16 protein-coding genes are annotated in these 18,633 nt (G+C 67.5%); 8 read left to right on the top strand and 8 right to left on the bottom strand.

What is annotated here, in order from left to right; genetic code table 11:
* Positions 1-18: 18 nt before the first annotated feature.
* From ACEN9K_RS00160 to ACEN9K_RS00145, 4 genes are all read right to left on the bottom strand, one after another.
* Positions 19-1,146, bottom strand: a complete 1,128-nt coding sequence (locus tag ACEN9K_RS00160; protein WP_495635004.1) for a sulfite oxidase — start codon at positions 1,144-1,146, stop codon at positions 19-21.
* Between the two features lie 106 nt (positions 1,147-1,252).
* Positions 1,253-2,128: an SDR family oxidoreductase gene (locus ACEN9K_RS00155; RefSeq protein ID WP_495635003.1), complete on the bottom strand. Its 876-nt coding sequence runs from the start codon at positions 2,126-2,128 to the stop codon at positions 1,253-1,255.
* The gene (locus ACEN9K_RS00150; protein WP_018771927.1) at positions 2,129-3,133 is read right to left on the bottom strand and encodes an aldo/keto reductase family protein; all 1,005 of its coding nucleotides are present in this window, start codon (positions 3,131-3,133) and stop codon (positions 2,129-2,131) included.
* Between the two features lie 54 nt (positions 3,134-3,187).
* The gene (locus ACEN9K_RS00145; RefSeq protein WP_495635002.1) at positions 3,188-3,865 is read right to left on the bottom strand and encodes a hypothetical protein; all 678 of its coding nucleotides are present in this window, start codon (positions 3,863-3,865) and stop codon (positions 3,188-3,190) included.
* A 144-nt stretch (positions 3,866-4,009) separates the two neighbouring features.
* On the opposite strand from ACEN9K_RS00145, the gene ACEN9K_RS00140 reads away from it, so the two are divergent.
* Entirely contained in the window at positions 4,010-4,408 is a 399-nt protein-coding gene (locus tag ACEN9K_RS00140; RefSeq protein WP_223993039.1) for a YchJ family protein, read from the top strand.
* On the opposite strand, the gene ACEN9K_RS00135 is transcribed toward ACEN9K_RS00140, so the two are convergent.
* From ACEN9K_RS00135 to ACEN9K_RS00125, 3 genes are all read right to left on the bottom strand, one after another.
* Positions 4,409-5,242, bottom strand: coding sequence for a TIGR04086 family membrane protein (locus ACEN9K_RS00135; RefSeq protein ID WP_223993038.1), 834 nt, complete (start codon positions 5,240-5,242; stop codon positions 4,409-4,411).
* Positions 5,243-5,306: 64 nt separating this feature from the next.
* Positions 5,307-7,307, bottom strand: a complete 2,001-nt coding sequence (locus tag ACEN9K_RS00130) for an acyl-CoA dehydrogenase family protein (protein ID WP_018771923.1) — start codon at positions 7,305-7,307, stop codon at positions 5,307-5,309.
* Between the two features lie 61 nt (positions 7,308-7,368).
* Positions 7,369-7,671 (bottom strand): hypothetical protein, encoded by a 303-nt coding sequence (locus ACEN9K_RS00125; protein WP_026266177.1) that lies wholly within the window; start codon positions 7,669-7,671, stop codon positions 7,369-7,371.
* A gap of 269 nt (positions 7,672-7,940) precedes the next feature.
* Here ACEN9K_RS00125 and ACEN9K_RS00120 point away from each other — a divergent pair, with 269 nt between their 5' ends.
* The 4 genes from ACEN9K_RS00120 to ACEN9K_RS00105 all read left to right on the top strand — a co-directional run bounded on the left by ACEN9K_RS00120 (position 7,941) and on the right by ACEN9K_RS00105 (position 14,520).
* A complete protein-coding gene (locus ACEN9K_RS00120; protein WP_268002180.1) occupies positions 7,941-9,398 on the top strand; it encodes a DUF3375 family protein in 1,458 nt (485 codons plus the stop codon).
* The gene (locus ACEN9K_RS00115; RefSeq protein ID WP_495635001.1) at positions 9,391-10,203 is read left to right on the top strand and encodes a DUF4194 domain-containing protein; all 813 of its coding nucleotides are present in this window, start codon (positions 9,391-9,393) and stop codon (positions 10,201-10,203) included. Before ACEN9K_RS00120 ends, ACEN9K_RS00115 begins: the two co-directional genes overlap by 8 nt.
* Complete coding sequence (locus tag ACEN9K_RS00110; protein WP_495635000.1) at positions 10,200-13,673, top strand: ATP-binding protein; 3,474 nt, start codon at positions 10,200-10,202, stop codon at positions 13,671-13,673. The genes ACEN9K_RS00115 and ACEN9K_RS00110 overlap by 4 nt, the downstream gene beginning before the upstream one ends.
* Before the next feature lie 217 nt (positions 13,674-13,890).
* Positions 13,891-14,520, top strand: a complete 630-nt coding sequence (locus ACEN9K_RS00105; RefSeq protein ID WP_495634999.1) for a hypothetical protein — start codon at positions 13,891-13,893, stop codon at positions 14,518-14,520.
* Positions 14,521-14,574: 54 nt separating this feature from the next.
* On the opposite strand, the gene ACEN9K_RS00100 is transcribed toward ACEN9K_RS00105, so the two are convergent.
* Positions 14,575-15,069, bottom strand: a complete 495-nt coding sequence (locus ACEN9K_RS00100) for an FBP domain-containing protein (RefSeq protein ID WP_018771917.1) — start codon at positions 15,067-15,069, stop codon at positions 14,575-14,577.
* Positions 15,070-15,420: 351 nt separating this feature from the next.
* Between ACEN9K_RS00100 and ACEN9K_RS00095 the strand changes: the two genes are divergently transcribed.
* From ACEN9K_RS00095 to ACEN9K_RS00085, 3 genes are read left to right on the top strand one after another with little or no spacing between them, the layout of a single operon-like run.
* Positions 15,421-16,509: an iron-siderophore ABC transporter substrate-binding protein gene (locus tag ACEN9K_RS00095; protein ID WP_134164932.1), complete on the top strand. Its 1,089-nt coding sequence runs from the start codon at positions 15,421-15,423 to the stop codon at positions 16,507-16,509.
* Between the two features lie 13 nt (positions 16,510-16,522).
* Entirely contained in the window at positions 16,523-17,602 is a 1,080-nt protein-coding gene (locus tag ACEN9K_RS00090; protein WP_495634998.1) for a FecCD family ABC transporter permease, read from the top strand.
* On the top strand, positions 17,602-18,633 hold the full coding sequence (locus tag ACEN9K_RS00085) for a FecCD family ABC transporter permease (RefSeq protein WP_495635661.1): 1,032 nt from the start codon (positions 17,602-17,604) through the stop codon (positions 18,631-18,633). Before ACEN9K_RS00090 ends, ACEN9K_RS00085 begins: the two co-directional genes overlap by 1 nt.

Genomic DNA, 18,633 nt, shown 5'->3' with positions numbered 1-18,633 from the left:
TTGCACGCAGGACTAACTTCACTCCACCGTCACGCTGACCCGCTGCACCACGTTGTTGCCCATCCCCTGGTAGTTCCAGTTCTGTTCCAGGGGCTGGGTGGCACCAGTGACGTCCGTGGCGCGGCAGGCCAGGACGTGCTCGCCGGGGTCGGCCACCCAGGGCAGGCTCCATCTCCGCCACGCGAATCCGCCGGACGGCTTGTCCAGATGGGCCGGCAGCCAGGTGCCGTCAATCCCCACCTCGACGGCGGTCACGGCGCCTTCCCCTGACCAGGCCCTGCCTTCCAGCATGACCGGGCCCGGGCGAAGGAACCGTTGCCGGGTGAAGAAGTCCGGAACGCCCGGCGGAACCATCAACGAACGCACCCTGATCCGCGTGACCGGCCTGCCGGCGTCGTCCGCGGAACTCTGGTAGCGGTAGGCGGACTGCTGCTGGAACCCGGTGAACGGCGCCCGGACCACGTCGATGGACTGCAGCCACTTCACGCTGGCCATGCCGTACCAGCCCGGCACCACCAGCCGCAGCGGGTACCCATGCTGCGGCGGAAGGTCGGTGCCGTTCATCTTGTAGGCAAGAACGACGTCGGGACGCAGCGCTTCACGGATCGGCAGGCTCCTCGCGTACTGCTGGGGGACGCCGCCCTGAACACCGGCATCGGCTCCGGTGAAGACCACCTCCACCGCGTCCGGCAGCACCCCCGCCTTGCCCAGGAGGTACGCCAGCGGCACCCCGGTCCAGTGCGCCGTGCCCACCGCCTCCAGCACCCAGGGCTGGCTCAGGGGCCGCGGTTCCAGGAGCGAGCGGCCGTTGCCCGCGCACTCGAGGGTGACCGGGACGGTGATGGCCGGATCCCTGCGAAGTGCCGCCATTCCCAGCTCCAGGGCACGTTCCACTGCGCCGCCGATCCGCAGATGCCAGGACGAAGCATCAAGGTCTGGAATGTCGAAGTGGGTCAACACGTAGTGAAGCCCCGGCGGCGTGACGTCGCGGCGGAGCGCCTCCAGCGGCAAGGCATGGTTCCGGGCGGCGAGCTGCAGCTCCTCACGCGTCAGTGGACCTGACACGGGCTGCGCGGCCGGGGACAGCACCGGCGCCTGCCCTGCCGCCGGCTCCTGGCCAATGGACTGCTGGTTGCTGTGATTCATGGCGGTGCGATTCTGCTTGGCGTAGTAACCCTGCTTGGCGGAGTAAAAGGTCCCCGCCACAGGTCTACGCCGGGTCCACCCGCCCGTCAACGCATAAAACTGCCCGCTACAGCACCGGCCGCGTCAGGAACTCGGCAAGGCTGATGGGGTCCTGGCCGGTCAGCCCATGGACGTCCGGCGAGAGCCCCGCCATCTCACCGGCGGCCATCGCCGTGTAGGTGCTGACCCAGGCGTCCAGCTGCCACTGCGGCACACCGCAGGAGGCCCGGGACGCATAGGCTTCCTCCACCGTCTCGGGGTGGTAGCTGATGGTGCGCCCGGTCCCGGTGCTCAGCACCTCCGCCGCCTGTGCCAGGGTCAGTTCCTCCGGACCGGTCAGGTCATAGGTCTTGCCCTTGTGGATGGCCGGATCCCGCAGGACCGCATGGGCGCAGCGGGCAACATCCTCCCGGGCCACGCCCGAGAACACGCCGTCGCCGGCAGGCCCGCGGATCACGCCGTCCTCCCCGGCCAGCAGCGGCAGGAAGTCGAGGTAGAAGTTGTCCCGCAGGAAGGTGTATTGCATCCCGGACGCCCTGATCCGCTCCTCCGTGGCGTGATGGTCCCTGGCCAGGGTGAAGGTGGCGTCCGGTGCGGCCTGGTAAAAGGACGTGTACACCACGTGCTCCACGCCGGCATCAGCAGCGGCGTCCACAAATGCGTAGTGCTGCTGCAGCCTGTCTTCGGCCTCCGCGGCGGACACCATGAAGAGGATTTTCGCCCCCTCCAGGGCGCGCCGGGAGGCAGCGCCGTCCCCGTAGGAACACACCACGGGATGGGCGTCATCCAGCTGTGGCGCCCGTGCCGCATCGCGCACCAGCAGGCGCTGGGCGAAGCCGGAGGCGGCAAGCTGCCGCGCCAGCATTCCGCCCAGGCCTCCGGTGGCCCCGGTGACCGCAAGCTCCGGGAGCTCTGACGGGGACAGTTCCGACGGGGACGCCACTTACGCTTCCCGCGTGGCCGGCGACTTGGTCTGTGCTGGGTCCCGTTCAGCAAGGCCACCGACGGCGTCGTCGATCTTCTTGAGGACCTCCGCCTCCAGCTTCACGCCGGCTGCGCCCACGCTGTCGGCAATCTGCTCGGGCCGCGAGGCACCCACGATGGCTGACGCAACGTTGGGGTTCTGCAGCACCCATGCCACAGCCAGCTGCGGCATGGAGAGGCCCGCTTCCTGGGCGATCGGCTTCAGTTCCTGCACGGCTGCCAGGACGTCGTCGCGCATCCAGCGCTGGATCATCTTGGCGCCGCCCTTTTCATCCGTGGCGCGGCTGCCCTCCGGAGCGGGCTGGCCGGGCTGGTACTTGCCGCTGAGGACGCCTTGGGCCATGGGCGACCAGACAATCTGGGAGACCCCCAGTTCCTCCGACGCCGGGACCACCTCGGCTTCGATCACGCGCCACAGCATGGAGTACTGCGGCTGGTTGGAGATGAGCTGGAAGCCAAGCTCTTTGGACAGCTTGTGGCCCTCGCGGAGCTGGTCCGCGGTCCACTCGCTCACGCCGATGTACAGCGCCTTGCCCTGCCGGACGATGTCCGCGAAGGCCTGCATGGTTTCTTCCAGCGGCGTTTCGAAGTCATAGCGGTGGGCCTGGTAGAGGTCCACGTAGTCCGTTTGCAGCCTCCGCAGCGAGCCATTGATGGACTCCATGATGTGTTTGCGGGACAGGCCAAGATCGTTCTTGCCCTTGGGGCCGGTGGGGCCAAAGACTTTGGTGAAGATTTCCAGGGACTCGCGGCGCTCGTCCTTCAGGGCCTGGCCCAGGACGGTTTCCGCGGCTGTGTTGGCGTAGACGTCGGCGGTATCGAAGGTGCTGATGCCGGCGTCGAGGGCAGCCCGCACGCACTGGGTGGCAACGTCGTTTTCCACCTGCGAGCCGTGCGTCAGCCAGTTGCCGAACGTGATTTCCGAGACTTTGAAGCCGCTGTTTCCGAGGTATCTGAATTCCATATGTTCACGCTAACCCAGATGGTTGCTCAGGGTAAGGGCTTGGCCGTTTCTCCCTTACGGCTGGGGGCCCGGATCCTGCGCCTTCTCCTTGAGCACCTGCTGCGGGCCGGCTATGGAAACCAGGGACCCGGTATCCAGCGGCGGTACCGGATGAGGCGGCTGGGGCTTCTTGAAGGACCTGGGCAGCTCATGCGGCGGCCGGTGGTTGTGCAGGGCGGACTCCACCAGCGGGGCTACCTCGGACACCTTGTCGGCAGGGACGGCCGGGTCTGGAAGGTCCCGCACCGACAGTTTGATTTCGGGTGCCGCGGCGCGCGCCCTGGCCTGGGCGCGCTTGTCGGCCTCGGCGACCGCGGAGGCCCAGTCCTCAGCGAGGACCGGGGGGTCGTGGCGGGCGGCGGCAAGCTTGGGATGGCGTTCGACGGCGGTGCGGAGCGACTTTTTCAGCCGGTCCGGCTTGAGTGCGGAGGCCCGAGCCCGGAGCGGCCTGCGGGCTTGGCCCGGATTCATGGGGGCGCCGGCGGTACCGGGAGAATCCCTCCTGCCGGGAACGCGCCCGAACAAGGCCATCAGCACAAGGGCGGCAAACCGGCCCAGGCCCGCGAGCACCAAGGTGATAACGCCCAGCAGGAAGAGGACCAGAAACATAAGGAGGGCAACGCCCACCGTGCCCAGGAATGTCAGGTTGAGGACGAGAGTGTCCGGGTTCTCCACGTCTTCTCTCCTCTCCAATCAACATCCTGGGCCGCCCCGGCACTCACGGCCGGCGGCAGGCTCCTTCTCCACCATACGGATTTTTACCAGGCGATGCCGCCGCCTGCCCGGCACGGTTCGAGGTTGTAGCGAAGCTGTTACCGGATATGGCAGCATCACCGGATGACCGAATCGATGGAGTCCGCGAACTGCACGTGCCTGTCCGGGGAGCCGTACGCCGAATGTTGCGGCAGGTTCCTTTCCGGCCGCGCATCTGCAGCCACTGCCGAACAGCTGATGCGGTCACGCTACAGCGCCTTCGTCCGGCTGGATGAGGACTACCTGCTGCGCACCCACCATCCGTCCACCGCGCCGGCCAGCCTGGACCTGGACACGGCCATGGAATGGCGCCGCCTGGACATTGTGTCCACCAGCAACGGCGGTCCCTTCGATTCCGAAGGGACCGTCGAATTCAAGGCCTACTACCGGCAGGGCCGGGAACGCGGGGTCCTGCACGAGAACAGCAGGTTTGTCCGGGAGGATGGCCGGTGGCTGTATGTGGACGGTGACATCCTCGCCTGACTACTCCCCGTCGTCGTAAAACTCGCTGTCCGGGGTGAATCCGGCGCGGTCGACCTTCCGGTGGAACCGCATGCCCGCCAGGCCGCCCAGCAGCGCGCCGACAAGGGCGACTGCCGCCACCACGATCGCGGCGATGATGCTGGTGGTGGTCAGCTGTCCCTCGTTGATTGGGATCCGCGGGAAGCTGTTCAGGTTGGCCAGGACGTTGAACTGTTGCCCGGCCACCAGGCCCAGGATGGCCACCACAACGGCTGCGATCAGCGCCCAGATCCAGACCATGAGTCCCTGCTTGAGGCCGTTGAAGCGGGCCATCCGCCCGGCCACGTAGCCGCCGCAGTAGTAGGAGAGGAAGAGGATCACCAGCAGCACGATGATGCCCACCAGGCCAACCGTGCCGCTGTTCTGCGCCGCCTGGTTCACGGCCTCGTTGACGTCGGTGTTGCTGGCCAGGCCCACGGCGGTTCCGGCGGCTGCCACCAGTGCCGTGAGGAGCACGGCCATCCCGGTGGCGGTCAGCCATCCGAAGAAGGCCGAGCCCACTTTGATGCCGCCAAACCGCTCCTTCTGGCGCGCGACGGCGGTTTCCCGGTTCGCAAGCGTTGGGTCTGCCACCGGTTCCACCACTGGTGTGGCCCTGGTGGGGGCAGGCTGGTATTCGCGCTCCGCGGCGGGGGCGCGGGTGTAGTCCCGCTCCCGCTGGCCGGCCGGCGCCTGGTCCATCGAGCGCGTGGCGGCATCGTCTGCGGCTGCCTCCCGGTAGCTTCCGCTGCGGGTGGTTTCGTCCTCCCGGGCACGCCGGGGAGGCAGGTTCTCTGGTTCCGTTGAGCTGCTCATGGCTCAACTCAACCACCCGCCCCGGGTGATAGCAAGCGTGCTTACTATTTTGTGACCTGCGGCTTTACCGGTATTTCCGGTGCAGGTCCTCCTTCCTGGATGGGCCCGGCGAGGCATCGGCGATCCACGGGCCGGTGCCTTCGGACTGGTCCAGGACCCCTGCCTCAAGCCATAGGTAGTCACCGGCGAGGACCTTCCGCGTCAACGCCCGGTCGGCATCGTCGGTGTTCCGCCACAGCTGGTCAAAGTACTCGTCCACCCGCACCCTGGCCTGCTCGCAGTAGGCGTCGGCAAGCTCGTAGGCGCCGGCAGCCTTTTCCGGGGCGGTTTTCAGCAGCATCTCGGCACGGGAGCAGCATGCAGTCATGGCGAACAGTTCGGCGCCGATATCCACCACTCGGCCCAGGAACGCCTGCTTCCGCTCCAGCTTGGCCTGCCACCGGCCCATGCCATAGAAGGTCTGCCGGGCCAGCCGGCGCGACGACCGTTCAACGAACCGAAGGTGTTTGGCCAGCCTGCCGAACTCCCCGTAGGAGCGGGGGTCCATGCCGGCGCCGGCCACCAGCTTGGGCAGCCACTTTGCATAGAAGCCGGAGGCGCCGACGGCGGCCTTCGCTTTGTCCGCCATGCTCGCATCCAGCGAAGCAAGGTCGCCGGCGGCAGCCAGGTGCGCATCCACCGCCTCGCGCGCAATCAGCAGCCGCATGATTTCGGAGGACCCCTCGAAGATCCGGTTGATCCGCATGTCCCGCAGCTGCTGCTCCGCCGCTACGGCACGTTCACCGCGCGCGGCCAGTGATTCAGCGGTCTCAAACCCCCGTCCGCCGCGGATCTGGACCAGTTCGTCCGCGATCCGGCAGCTGATTTCCGTGGCCCAGAGCTTTGCGAGCGCGGCCTCGATCCGGACGTCCTTCTGCCCGGCATCGGCAAGTTCTGCGGAGAGTTCGAACACGGCATCCAGGGCAAAAGCCGTGGCCGCGATGAAGGCGATCTTCTTGCCGACTGCCTCATGTTCACCCACGGGCCTGCCCCACTGGGTGCGGGCGTTGGACCATTCACGGGCAATCTTCAGGCTCCAGCGCCCGGACGCCACGCACAGCGCCGGAAGCGCCAGGCGGCCGGTGTTGAGCGTGGTCAGCGCGATCTTCAGTCCCTGGCCCTCCCGGCCCAGCCGGTTGGCGGCCGGCACCCGCACCTGGTGGAACCGGGTAACCCCGTTCTCGATGCCGCGCAGGCCCATGAAGGCATTGCGGTTTTCCACCGTGATGCCCGGCGAGTCCATTTCCACCACGAACGCGCTGATGCCGCCCTTGTGCCTGGTGCCGTCCGGATCGGTGTGCGCCGGGACAACTGCCATGACCACCACCAGTTCCGCGATCACCCCGTTGGTGGTCCAAAGTTTCACGCCGTCCAAAAGGTACGCGTCGCCGTCGTCCGTGGGAGTTGCCGTGCTGCCCAGCCGGGCGGGATCGCTGCCCACGTCCGGTTCGGTGAGGAGGAAAGCAGTGACGGCGCCGGCAGCGCACCGCGGCAGGTACTCACGCTTCTGTTCGGGCGTGCCGAACACCTTGACCGGCTCGGGCACGCCGATGGACTGATGGGCGGAGATGAGGGCGCCCAGGCTGGGGTGCACGCTGCCCAGCAGGGCAAGGGCCCTGCCGTAATAGACCAGGGAGAGGCCCAGGCCGCCGTATTCCTCCGGGATTTTCATCCCGAAGACGCCCAGGGCTGCCAGGTCCTTGATGTATTCGTCCGGAATCTTCGCTTCCCGTTCAATGACCCGTCCGGACATGGTTTTGGCGAACTCCGTGAGGCGGGCCATGAATGCCTCGCCCTTGTCCACGGAAGCGGGGTCGGCAGCCGGCCAGGGATGGACCAGGCCCAGGTCGAAACTGCCCAAATAGAGGCCCTTGGCGAAGCTGGGACGGTCCCAGCCGGATTCACGGGCGGCTTCGGCAACGGCCCGGGCATCTTCGGCGGTGGCTCCGGCGCCGATGTTGCCGGCGGGGACGGGGGTTTCTTCAGCCGGGGCGTCTTTGGCCTGGCTGTCAGTTGCGGAGGTCATGGGTTATCTCCTTGGCCGGAGTGGCCGGTGTAGCCATGGATCCGCCGGGTTGGAGAACCCTTCAGCTGTCCCTCAAGATTACCCGCGGGTAGGTTCCGGTGCTAGGGGATGGCTGCGCCTGGAAATCGCCGGGCAGTTCCACGGTGGAGGCCCGGTGGACCAGCCGGTCCCAGCCGGAGTTGATCCCGTGGACCACCGCCAGGAGCGTATTGGCCACCACCATCCAGGTGAGCTTGCCCACCCCCAGCAGCGCCAGGGCAACCAGCCCCGCCGAGAGGACGAATGCGGCCAGGACTGCGCCGAACACCAGCGTCCCGATGAAGACCAAGGTGGCTGTTTCCACTGAGCTTAGATCGAACTGCATGAATCCCCCTGCTGCGACGTTGCTTTGCATAAGACTGCGGTGGCGAAGACCAGTAGCAGAAGCGTAGGGGGACAGCTGCGCGGCCAGCCAGACCCGGCACGGGCGGGGGAGCCTGTTGATATGGGATCGAAATGCTACCGGCAGGTAGGTCACGGAGCGGTCGCGGCGGCTGCGTTAACCTTGTAGTTGGCAGTTTTCCGGTTCGTCCCCTGCGTGCCGCCCCTGCCCGGTCCCCGTTCAGCCCCCGTTCAACAGTCCAAGGAGAGTGCGTGCCCCGCTCCGCCAGGTCATCCGCTGACGCCATCAGCGCCCGGCTCCGGGACCTCGAACTCCTCACCAAGGGGCCCGCGTGGGCACTGACGCGTTCGGCGCCCTGGGTGATCGCCGTGCTCCAGGCTTCCTTCACCCGCACCCGGCCGCAGGTGCCGCTCGAGGAATTCCATGCCGACGTCGACTCCTTCCTTGAGGAGCTCCGGCGCCAGGATCCGGGCCTGGGCGGAGGGGCCAGCGGAAAGGCGTTCGGGGATGAGTGGACCCGGCGGCAGTTCCTGACCCGGCGGAACCAGTCAGGCCAGATCGTCTACGAGGCCACCGAGCCTGCAGCACGCGTGCTCGCCTTCCTTGACAGCCTTTCCAGCGAGCGGTCCACGTTGAACGGTTCCCGGCTGGGCACCCTGCTGGGGGACGTGGAAAAGCTCGCCAACGAGACCAACCCGGACCAAAGTGCGCGCCTCGAAGCCCTGGAAGAGGAAATCGAAGAGCGGCAGCAGCTGATCCAGGACATCAGCACGGGCGACTTCGACGGCCTGCTTGACGACGACGAGGCCGTGGAGGCCGCCGGAAACATCCTGGACCTGGCCGCCAGTTTGCCCGCGGACTACAAAAAGATGCGCGACCGGATCGAGGAACTGGTGGGCGGACTGCGCAACCAGATCATCGAGGAGTCGCTGACCAAGGGCGCCACCATGGCCCAGGTCCTGGAGGCGGACAAGCGGCTCCGCCAAAGCCCGGAGGGCAGGACGTTCCGGTCCTTTACCGCCTTCCTGGAGGACCCGCAGCAGCAATTGCGGTTCCGGTCCGCGATTGGGGAGGTCCTGAGCCGCCAGTTCGCGGATGACCTGTCACCTGACGACCGGGAGACACTGAAGAACCTGGTGGCCGAGCTCCGGCAGCAGCACAGCCAGATCCAGCGCATCTACGGCAAGCTCAGCGAAAGCCTGAACACGTACGTCCAGAGCGACGACTTCCGCCAGTCGGTCCGGCTCCGGAAGGTCCTGCGTGAGGCAGAACAGGCCATCCGTTCACTCCCGTACGAGCGTGAACGGCCCGGCCTGGTTCCCGGCCCCGTCCTGTACAACGCAGGGTTTGAGTCACTGTCCATGGTGAAGCTCTTCGACCCCGACGAGTTCGCGGCACCACCCAGGCTGGCCGATCCCATCGCGTTTACCGACTCGGACCGGGTGCGCTCGCCGCGGACGGGCAAGGCCAGGCCCGACGTCGTCCGGTCCGCCATGGCTGGGGCTGCCACGCTCGCCGACGCCTGGCAGCAGCTGCCGCCCGAAGAGCAGCACATCAACACCATCCGCGCGCTGCTGTCCGAGGCCCTGCACGCCGGGGCCGACTTCAACCGCAGCGCCTGGGATGGCCTGGACTTCGAACAGATAGACGGCTCCACCCGCAGGGCCTACCTGCCCGTGGTTACGCTCGCAAAGGATCCACATGACTGAAGTTTCAAACGCTGAGGGCCCAGAGCTGATCGAAGACCAGCCGCGCGGCGAACGGGCGGGGGCGGCACCGGGCGTTGAGCGCCCCTTCGCAGTGTCCCCGCGCGATACCTTCGTCGACGGCGCTGCCCTGTTCCCCGGCGATACCGGCGTCCTGTCCATGAAAGTGCGCCAGGCCCTGGTGAAGCTGTTGAAGGGCCCGTACATCGACGGCGGCCGGGACGAAAAGCTCTGGACGGTACTGCTGGACAACCAGGTGATCCTGCGCAGCCGCCTGTCCGAGCTGTTCCTGACCCTGCAGCTGGACCACGAGCGGAAAATCGCGGTCCTTCGCCCCGTGGACCCGGACGTCATCGGCGGCAGCGCCCGGTCCAGCATCCTGCGCCAGCAGCGTGCCCTCAGCCGGGTGGAAACCATTGTGCTGCTCCGGCTCCGCCTGCTGCTGGACCGGCACGTCACGGCCCAGACCGACCCCGCCATCACCCGCGAGGAGATCACGGACCTGGTGGCGCACTACCAGCCCGCCGGCCAGCAGGACGCCCTGCGCGACTCCGATGTGGTCACCCGTGCCATCACCAAGCTCCTGGCCCGCCAGCTCCTGCTCCCCACCGGACTGGACGACGTCTACACCATCTCCAACGCCCTGCCCGTGGCCCTGCCGTTCGAAAACATCGGCGACATCCCGGCCCACATCGAAGCCCTCGTAGCCGCCTCGGCTGACCAATCAGGAACGGAGCCGCTCCTGGACCTGGAGGACACAGCCGCCGCGGAGACGAACGGAACCACGTCCGAGGAGGATGACCAGTGACCATCGCAAGCATGCTCCCGCTGGGGGATGTCACCAACCCGGGCCAGATGCGGCTTGCGTTGGTGCAGGTGGTCAACTGGGGGACGTTCCATGGAGCGCACACCATGCACGTTGACCGGAACGGAACCCTGCTGACCGGTAACTCGGGCGTGGGTAAATCCACGCTGTTCGACGCGATGCTGCGGGTCTTCGATGCGCGGCCGCGGTCCAACGAGGCGGCGGCGCAGCGGTCGGGCGGTGCCGTGGAGGACAAGCGGACCACCTTCACGTACATGCGCGGCAAGGTGGGGGACAAGGCGGTGGGGGAGGGCTCGGCGAGTGCGTTCCAGCGCCCGGGTGCCACCTGGTCCGCCGTCGCCCTGACCTTCGACAACGCCGCCGGGACGCGGGTGACGGTGTCGGCGCTGTTCGACCTGCCCAAGAACGGCACGGAGTCCAGCGTGGGCCGGTTCTACCTGATCGACAACGTGCCCCTGGACCTTGAGGCGGTTGAGGGCATCGCCGACAAACGGTTCACCAAGGGCGCGCTTGAGGCGATCTTCCCGCACGCCCAGGTCTTCGACGTGCACAAGGCGTTCGCGGAGCGGTTCCGCCGGCTGCTGGGGATCAACTCGGACCAGGCCCTGCCCCTGCTGCGCGTCATCCAGGCCGGCAAGGGCCTGGGCGGCAGCGTCAACACCTTCTTCCGCGACCAGGTGCTGGATGCCCCGGCAACCCTTGCCGCCGCCGATGACGTGGTGGAGGAGTTCAGCAACCTGATGTCCATCCGCCAGCGGCTGGAGGATGTCCGGCAGCAGCGCGACCAGCTGGCGCCGGTGCCGGGACTGAACCGCGAATATGCGCAGTCGCTGCTGGACGCGAACCGGCTGCGGGAGCTGGTGGGTGGGGAGTTCGAGGCGTACAGGCAGCAGCTCGCCGTCACCGTGCACCAGAAGACGCTGGTCCGTTTCCGCGAGCTGGCGCAGGCAAAGGCGAAGGAACTCGGCGCCGAGCGTGCGGTCCGCGACAACCTGGCCAAGGAACTGCGGCAGCTGGAAACCGAGTACAACAACCAGGGCGGCAACGCGATCTCCGCGATTGAGCAGTCGCTGGAGAACGCCCGGGTTGGCCTGAAGCTGCGGCGCCAGGTGGAGGAGGCGGCGCAGCAGGCATTGGCCGACGCCGGGCTGCAGCTTGAGTGGAGCGCGGCCGGCTGGGAGCAGGCACACGAGCAGGCGGCGGCACGGTCGGCCGAGCTGAAGGATGATTCGCAGGCCCTGCAGGAGCTGCGGTTCGAGGCCTTCGACGCCCACGCCAGCCGCAAGCGGGAGCTGGCGGCTGCCGAGCAGGAACTCGTGTCGTTGAAGACGCGCAAGTCCCTGCTGCCGCCGTCGAGCATTGAAAACCGTGCCGCCATCGCCGCCGCCACCGGTATTGCGGAAGACCGCATGCCCTTTGCCGGCGAGCTCATGGACCTCGCAGACGGCGAGGAACGGTGGCGCCCCGCTGCCGAGCGTGCGCTCCGCAGCCTGGCCACCACCCTGCTGGTGCCCGGTGAGCACTTCGGCGCCGTCACCCGCTACCTGAATGACCACAACGTCCGCGGCGCGCTGCGGGCAGTGGACGTCTCCAAGCCGCTCGCCGGCGGCGCGCTCGCTGTGGAGGACGTGCGCGACGGCGACCTGCTCACCAAGCTGGATATCCTCGAGTCCGGCGCGGCGGCCGAAGCCGGCGGGTGGGTCCGTGAGCGCATCGCGCTGGACTTTGCCTACCCCTGCGTGGAGGACCCGGACGAGCTGGCAGCCCTGGACAAGGGCCTGAGCCTGGGCGGCGTGGTCAAGCGGAACCGCCACACGGTGGAGAAGGACGACCGCTTCACCAGCCGCCAGGACTACGTCCTGGGCTTCGACAATGCCGCCAAACTGGAACTCGTGGCCGGCCAGGTGGAGGACCTCCGGCAGGAAGTGGCCAAGGCCGCCGAACTGGCGCAGAGCCGCGAGGACTCGCACCAGGGCATGAGCCGCCAGCTCGACGCCCTGCGCCGGATTGCCGAAGACGACCGGCCCTGGGAACAGGTGTCCGCGGCCGTTGCTGCCGATGAGCTCACCAGGATCGAGCAGCGGCTCAAGGACGCACTTGCCGCGCAGGCGGACCTGGAGCCCCTGCGCGCCACCATCGAGGAGGTCCGGCAAAAGCACCAGACCAGCACCGAGTCCGCGGCCGTCCTGCAAAGCGAATACAAGGCATTGGACCGCCAGCTCACGGCTGCGGATTCACTGCTGGAAGCGGCGCGTGACCGCCTGGCCCAGGCGCCGCCGTCGGACGCTACCGTGACGGCGCTGGAACCGTACTTTGCGGAATTCGGCGACGTTACCGAAATGCACGAGCTGGACAACCTTGCCAACCGCGTCCGGACCACCCTGCTGGGCGAACTGCACACTGCTGAATCACGGGGGCAAGGGACAGCCGAGCGGCTCACCCGGATTTTCGAAGGCTTCGTCCGGGAGTGGGGCAGCGCCATTTCGGCGGACCACGGCACCAGCATCGGCGCGGCCAGCGAATTCGAATCCCGCTACCATGCCATCGTCAACGACGGCCTGCCGGCGCAGGAGGCGGAGTTCCGGCAGTTCTTCAACCAGCGCACGCACGAATCCTTCAGCACCCTGCTGCACCTGCTGGACGAGGAACGCCGCTCCATCACCAGCCGCATCCTGCCCCTCAACGGCATCCTCTCCCAGGTGAACTTCCATGAGGGCAGTTACCTGGAGCTGGACATCAAGCAGACGCTGCCGCCCACTGCCAAGCAGTTCAAGGACGCCATCCAGAACGCCTTGAAGGCCCGCCACGCTCGGCCGGCCAGGACGGACGCCGCCAGGGGGGAGGGGCCGGACGGTGACGACGCCGAGCTCACCGCGCGCTACAAGTCCCTGGAGACCCTGGTCAAGAGGCTTGGCTCGCAGGCGCCGGAAGACCGGCGGTGGCGGGCGGAGGTGCTCGACGTCCGCGGCCACCTGTTCATCCAGTGCAAGGAGCACCGGGAAGTGACCGGCCCGGCGGCTGGCAAAAAGAAGGGCGGCGGCACGAAGACCGAGGTCTTCATGCACGCAGACACCGGTTCCATGTCCGGCGGCGAGCGGCAGCGGTTCACCGCGTTCATCATGGCCGCGGCCCTGAGCTACCAGCTGGGGATCGCCGAGCAGGGCTTCACCACCTACGGCACCGTGATGATGGACGAAGCGTTCGTGCTCGCCTCCGAGGAATTCGCCGGCGCCGGCATCAAGGCCCTCCACGAATTCGGGTTCCAGCTGCTGCTGGCCGCCCCGGAAAACGTCATCGATCTGTCCCGGCACCTGGGCTCCGTCACCGAGATCCTCCGTGACCGCCGCACCAACCGCTCCGGCGTCCTCACGGCCCCGGTGATCCGGCCGCGTCCGGGGGAGGAAGGAGCCTGGCGCTCCGAGGCAAACCCGGTGGATATCGTCCTGCGCTGAAACCGGATCCAGCAATATAACAAATTGATGGATTTATCGCTCCGGCCGTGGTGGCCGGTCTTTTCGCTGTGCCACTCTGGGCTTTACCAACTCACCTCGCCAGAGTAGATCCCATAGGTACTGCAGGATGCTGGGTCCGCACTTTCTCCGAGAGAACGATGGCGTCCTCTTGAAAGGCACCCCCATGCGCCCACGGCACCCCGCTCCAATCCTCCTTGTGATAACAGCCGCAGCGGCGCTGTCCCTCGCCGCCTGCGCGGACTACGCCCCCGCAGGGAGCGGGGGCGCGTCCACGGAGACTGCCGTTCCGCCGCCCTCGCCTGCTCCCACGTCCGCGCCCACTCCTGCCGGGATGGTGACCTATACCTTCCCCGATGGCCGGCTGTCCTTTGCCCATCCGGCGGACTGGCGCGTGGTACATGAGCAGGTTTCCGCATCACCCCCGGTGGAAACGGCCGCCGTCATTGATGCCAACGGCGCCGGGCGGGTCAACATCTACTACAGCCAGGTGGGTGACGCCGTGGCCGGTCCTGATGCCAGGTTTGTCCTTGCGGCGGACCCTGTGCCGGGGCTGGTGAGCCACACAGTTCCCACGCCCCATTCGTCGTTCTTCGCCGATCACGTCAATGGTGCCGTTGAGTACCGCATGGGGCTGACGGCGGGATTGCCGGTGTCACCGGACGGCAAGGTGCAAAACGGGCCCGTCATGCTCGGCGACCGCATTTTGGCCGCAGACGTGCTGTTCACCGGTCCGCCGTTTGCCAATGACGAGGCGGCGAAGGCGTGGTACTGGGGCGGGGATGGCCAAAAACTGAAGGCGTTGCTGATGAGCTTCTCTTACCGCTGAGGCACATGGGGAAGCCCTCCGTCACCGGAGTGATGGAGGGCTTCCGCTGCCCGCCTACTTATTCTGCACGCGGGCCAGGAACTGCGCGGTGCGGTCCTGCAGGCCCTGGATCTGGCGTACCACGACGGCCGCCGGATCGGGGTTGATCTCGTTGGCCGGCGGTTCCTTGCGGACGTTGCCACAACACAGGAAGTCGGCGCAGATCAGGGTCCCCACGGTGTTGCCGTCGCGTCCTGACTGGCCTGCGCGCCTTGCGACCCAAAGGAGCACGTCCTCCTTCGAGAACACATCCCGGCACAGTTCGCACAGTACCGAGCGGTTCTTCCTGGCTCCTCCTTCGGGCGCCCGGAGCAGGATGCCCGTGAGGCCCTTGGGGCCGGGAACCACCAAGTACCCGCGCAGCGGCATCTTTTCATCGCGCCAGCCCAGGAACTCCAGGCTGTCCCAGTCCAGGGCGTCGAAGTTCCTGGGCAGTGTCAGCTTGGCTGCTTCTGAGCGGCTGGCGTTGACGAAGGATGAACGGATTTGTTGGGGCGTGACTGATTGCATGGCTGAACTTTCGTAAAGGGTGGGCGGCCCTAAGCCGGGCCGGGGTAACAGGGGAGTCAGTCAGTCTCCGCGGAGCAGGCCAAAGCGGCCACCCCGCTTCCCATGGCAGCGGCGGCCGGAACGACCTTTTGCATGCGCATTGTTCCCGTTGTTCCGTTTCTGTTTCAGCGTGCCCTGGTAAGGGTGCCCTGCCGGCAAGGCAATCCTGCCAAATGTGCCCCGCCCTGTCCAAGAACCTGATGGCGGATGTGGCCTTTGTCACGTTGCGGGATTAGGTGACAAAAACGTTGCGTAATCGACATTTACATAGGTTAGCCTTACTTAAGTTTGCAGCCTGATCCAAGGAGCCCCGTGACATCCCCCCTCTTTTCCGGCCCTCTCTCCACCCGCCGGACGCTTTTCTCTTCCGCCGGCAAGGCGGCTGCGGTGCTCGCCGCGGCAGCCTTGACCCTGTCCGCCTGCAGCACGGGTCCGGCCTCTTCAGTGGCTGGCACGGGCGGCACCGGCAGCAGCACCCAGTTCCCGGTGACCATCGGGCATGCATTCGGCCAAACCACCATCGATAAGCAGCCCGCGCGCGTGGCGACGGTTTCATGGGTGAACGACGACGTCGCGATTGCCCTCGGCGTGGTGCCCGTCGGTGTCCCCAGGAACGATTGGGGTGGCAATGACAAGGGGTCCACCCCCTGGAAGGACGCGGCGCTCGAAAAGCTGGGGGCCGGATTCGGATCGGCCAAGGCCCCCGTGCAGTACTCGGAGGCGGACGGCATCAACTTCACGGAAATCGCCAAGCTCGCCCCGGACGTCATCCTCGCCGCCTACTCCGGCCTCACCGAGGAGGACTACAGGAAGCTCAGCGAAATCGCCCCCGTGGTGGCGCACCCGGAAGTGGCCTACGGAACCTCGTGGCAGGACTCCACCACCATCATCGGCAAGGCCCTGGGCAAGGAAGCGGAAGCGGCCAAGCTGGTCTCCGACACCGAGACCACCGTTAAGGACAAGGTCTCCCAGTACCCGCAGATCCAGGGCAAGAGCTTTATCTACGGCAACCTGGAGCCCGCCCGGGGTGACGGCGTCAACGTCTACACCACCAACGACAACCGTCCCCGCTTCCTCACCGAAATCGGCATGACCCTGGCCCCGGTGGTCGCGGAGAACTCCAAGGGTTCCAAGGAGTTCTACCTTTCCTGGTCCGCCGAGAAGGCGAACGAACTGCAGTCGGACATCTTCGTCACCTGGGTTCCCGACGCGTCCACCGCGGAGGCCATCAAGGCTGATCCGCTGCTCGGGCAGATCCCGGCCATCAGGAAGGGCGCCCTGGTGGCCGACCAGGACAACACCCTGACCCTGTCCATCTCGGCGTCGTCGCCGCTGAGCCTGCCGTGGTCGCTGGATACGTTCCTGCCGCAGTTGGCCACGGCGGCGGATGCAGTGAAGTAGGGGCCGCGCCTTCATGGGTACGACGACGGTACGTCCGGCCGCCGGCACGGGCACCCAGGTGCGGGCCGGGGCAGCCGCTGCTCCCGTCTGCGGTGTTGCGCCGGGAACGCGAGCCGCCTGGCTGACCGGCGCCGTCGTCGTGCTGGTGCTGGTGGCCGGGGCATCGCTGGCCGTGGGGGCCCGGGAGGTTCCCCTTGCGACGGTATGGCAGGCCCTTTCCGCGTTCGATCCCGCCAACGGTGACCATGCCGTGGTGCTGGCCCGCATTCCGCGCACGGTCCTGGGCCTGCTGGCCGGCGGCGCGCTGGGCCTGGCCGGGGCCGCGATGCAGGGAGTTGCCCGCAATCCGCTGGCCGACCCCGGCATTCTTGGCGTCAACGCCGGAGCCGCCCTGGCGGTGGTCGCCGGCATTTACATCTTCGGTGTGGCCACCTTCTCCGGCTACGTTTGGTTCGCCTTGATTGGGGCCGCTGCTGCCGCAGTGGTGGTATACCTCATCGCCTCGCTGGGCAGGGAGGGAGCCACCCCGGTCAAGCTCGCGCTGGCCGGAGCCGCGCTCAGCGCCGGACTGTCCTCGCTCATGAACATCATCCTGGTCTCCAGCCAGGACACCCTGGACAGGTTCCGCTTTTGGCAGGTGGGCGGCATCGCGGGCCGTGACTGGACCGTACTCCTGCCCGGCCTGCCGATCCTGGCCGCCGGTGCGCTCATCGTGCTCCTGGCCGGCCGCACCCTCAACAGCCTGGCGCTGGGGGACGACATCGCGCGGGGGCTTGGCCGGCGCGTCGGGCCCTCGCGGGCCCTGGTGGCCCTGGGCATCGTCCTGCTCTGCGGCACCGCCACGGCATTGGCGGGCCCCATCGGCTTTGTGGGCCTGGTGGTACCGCATGCCGTGCGTGTCCTCACCGGGCCCGACTACCGCTGGATCCTGGCCTTCTCCCTGGTGGCGGCTCCGGTCCTGCTCCTGGCCGCCGACATTCTTGGGCGGGTGGTGCTGCCGCCGGGCGAAGTCCCGGCCGGCATCATGACCGCCCTCATCGGTGCGCCGGTGTTCGTGTGGCTGATCCGCCGCGGAAAGGGGGCCGGGCTGTGATGGCCAAGGGGGCCGGCAACCGGACCGCCGTGCTGGGCGCCGCCGTCGTGCTCCTGTTTTTCGTATCCGTCCTGCTGGGCAGCTACACGGTGACCGTCCCGGACTTCTTCACCATCGTCTTCAACCATGTGACGGGCGGCGCCAGGATTCCGGGCGCCAGCTTCATCGTGATGGAGAACAAGCTTCCGCGGGCCGTCATCGGCACCATGACCGGGACTGCCTTCGGGCTGGCCGGCGCCCTGTTCCAGACCATGCTGCGGAACCCCCTGGCCAGCCCCGACGTCATCGGCATCAGCTCCGGGGCCAGCGCGGCGGCGGTGGTTGCGATTGTCATCTTCGGCGCCTCCGGTGCGCTGGTTTCCGGGGCGGCGCTGGCGGGTGCACTGGCCGTGGCAGGCCTGATCCATGCGATCTCCAGCGGCGGTGCCACCCGCAGGGCAGGCCGGGGGAGCGCCGCCGGAAACCGGCTGGTCCTTGCCGGCGTCGGGATCGCTGCCGCCCTGCACGCAGTGGTCAGCTTCCTGATGGCCCGCGCTGACATCCGCACTGCCGCCGACGTCCTGGTCTGGCTCAATGGATCCCTGAACTCCGCCAACTGGGACCGGGCCGGCGTCCTGTTCCTGGCGCTCGCGGTGCTGGTTCCCGCCGTTGTGCTCATCGCCGGTCCGCTCCGCATCCTGGAACTGGGTGATGATGCCGCGGCCGGGCTGGGGGTCCGCGTCAATGCCGCACGCCTGGCGCTGGTGGCCATTGCGGTATCCCTGGCGGCAGTGGCGACGGCGGCCGCAGGGCCGGTGTCGTTCGTCGCCTTCCTGGCCGCTCCCATCGCCCGCCGCTTCGCCGGCAAGGCCAGCCTGCCGGCGTCGGCCCTGGTGGGCGCCCTGATTGTCCTGGCGGCAGACTATGTCGCCGCCAACCTGGCCCCCCTGTTCCTGGACGGCACCGTCCTGCCGGTGGGTGTTGTCACCGGCGCGCTCGGCGCCCCCTTCCTGCTGTGGCTCCTGGTCACGGCCAACCGAAAGGATGCCTGA

The sequence above is a fragment of the Pseudarthrobacter sp. Pseusp20 genome, assembly GCF_059492155.1.
Note: the sequence above shows the minus strand (reverse complement) of the source record. Positions and strands in the feature narration are given on the sequence as shown.